Below are 2071 nucleotides of genomic sequence, written 5' to 3' on the forward strand. Positions count from 1 at the left end.
GGCATGATATTCTCAATCATGTGATGGTGATTATCAATTACTGTTTCCTGCTCAAAGAAGGTATCTCTGATCCAAAACTGAAGAAACAGCTGGAAGCCATTGAGTTCAGCGGGAAAGAGATCCAGCATCTGATTGAGTTTACCCGGAGTTATCAGGATCTTGGTGTGCATGAGCCGTTATGGCAGCGTATCCCGGTAATTTTGAAACATCCCTCAATAGCAGGCCTGGTACAGGATCTCACGGTCATTCTTCCTGACCAGTGTTATGAGATATTTGCCGACCAGATGCTCGTCAAAGTAATGTACAACCTGGTTGAGAACTCAATCCGTCATGGCGGGTCGGTGACTGAGATCCGGATCTCGTATGTGGATGAGGGATCAGTACTGAAGATTCTGTATGAGGATAACGGGACCGGTATTCCTGACGATGAGAAGAAAAAGATCTTTAAGCGGGGATATGGAAAGAATACGGGGCTCGGTCTCTTTCTCATAAGGGAGATCCTCTCAATTACCGATATTCACATCGAAGAGACCGGAACGTTCGGGAAGGGTGCACGGTTTGAGATGACGGTGCCGGAAAAGTCGTTCAGAAGGTGTGAGGAGTGAGTTACTCCTGCCGGATCGCAATGACACCAGGAAAGAAGATGAGTGCTGCCGAGTTCATGCAGTACCGCTTTCCGGCTGGTGGCGGACCGTCATCAAAGACATGGCCAAGGTGAGCATCACAGAGGGCACAGAGGACTTCGGTCCGCACCATTCCATACCCGGTGTCCTCCCTGGTTCTGATGTTCATGGATGAGACTGGGCCTGAAAAACTCGGCCATCCGGTCCCGGAATCATACTTGTCCGCCGAAGAGAAGAGGTCTGTGCCGCAGCAGGCACACCGGTACAGTCCGGCTGTTTTCGTTGCATAAAATGCCCCGGTAAAGGCAGGCTCAGTCCCTCCTTTTCTGGTTACCTCATAGACGGTTTTGTCAAGAATCTGCTGCCACTCATCGTCTGTTCTGATGATTCGTGCATGCTCCCGCACGGTTCCGGTGTCTGCATGATAGATGGGGATGAGGTCAGATGATGGCATATGATGTAGTAGGGTGATAAAAGGGATAAATGATAGCGTACGCCATCATACCCATCTTCTTCTGCATGGAATCACTTCCGGTTATCAGGAGTCAGACCACCTGAATTACTCAGAAAATAACAGATATTTCACGACCGGAATACATCGGATTGCTATTCCGTCACGTTCGATTACGTCTTCATAATCGTTCGTAAGCAGGATGGATGCTTCATTGGTATCGTCATGAAGTGGTACGGTAAGACCGGTTATTTCCCGGTCAGGAATCTTTCGGACTGATATGTCATCATACCAGACCTGAACCCTTCTGCTGATATGTATCCCTTCTTTTACGATGAAATCAGTCTCTTTTCCGTTTTTTGAGAAGTATACTTCTTCATACCGTTGCCGTAAAAAACAGGCGATTACATTTTCGACCTGCCATCCGGTATCTTCGGAGAATGAGAATGCAACACGGTTCCGAAGACCGGTATCGATTGCATAGGGTTTGAATCCGGATCGCATGGATTGTTTCAATGAATAAGAGAAGCCGGATATCTTAAAGAGCAGGTAACTCTCCAGCAGTGCAGAGATATATGATTCAGTCTTATCCTGTGAGATGGTAAAATTATTTTTGAGTTTTGAGATATTTGTGGGTCGTGCGATCTGCGTCAGCAGATAGACGGCAAGATTTCGAAGACTGGTCACATCTCTGATCTGATACCTGGATATGATATCCCGATAGAGGATATCGTCAAAGTAACTCTTTAGGAGAATCTTCTTTTCAGTATCTGTTTTTTTTAGTGTTACTTCTGGAAAACCTCCATACATGAGATATTCGCTAAAAAAATTCCGGATGGCAGTTTTTTTAGTGATATAATCCAGTTCTGATCTGATATGGAGATTATGAAACCGGAGATATTCGATAAATGAAAGAGGAAAAACCTCAAACGTGACGTTTCTCCCGGTCAGTTTCGTACCGATCTCACGGGACAGAATGGATGCTGATGAGCCGGTT

Annotated in this window: 3 protein-coding genes; 1 reads left to right on the plus strand and 2 read right to left on the minus strand. The window is 46.1% G+C overall.

Going from position 1 to position 2071, the window contains the following annotated elements:
- Nucleotides 1–605 (plus strand): sensor histidine kinase (locus PLA23_RS12905; RefSeq protein ID WP_324475451.1); only part of this gene is annotated, 605 nt, incomplete at its 5' end.
- Between the two features lies 1 nt (nt 606).
- On the opposite strand, the gene msrB is transcribed toward PLA23_RS12905, so the two are convergent.
- Entirely contained in the window at nt 607–1077 is a 471-nt protein-coding gene (msrB, locus tag PLA23_RS12910; RefSeq protein WP_324475452.1) for a peptide-methionine (R)-S-oxide reductase MsrB, read from the minus strand.
- Nucleotides 1078–1182: 105 nt separating this feature from the next.
- A partial coding sequence (locus PLA23_RS12915) for an ATP-binding protein (RefSeq protein WP_324475454.1) occupies nt 1183–2071 on the minus strand: 889 nt, incomplete at its 5' end.

The sequence above is a fragment of the Methanospirillum sp. genome, assembly GCF_035406105.1.
Taxonomy (GTDB): domain Archaea; phylum Halobacteriota; class Methanomicrobia; order Methanomicrobiales; family Methanospirillaceae; genus Methanospirillum.

Coding starts and splice junctions, on each gene's coding strand:
- msrB (WP_324475452.1), bottom strand. CDS start 1,077: ATGCCATCATCTGACCTCATCCCCATCTATCATGCAGACACCGGAACC.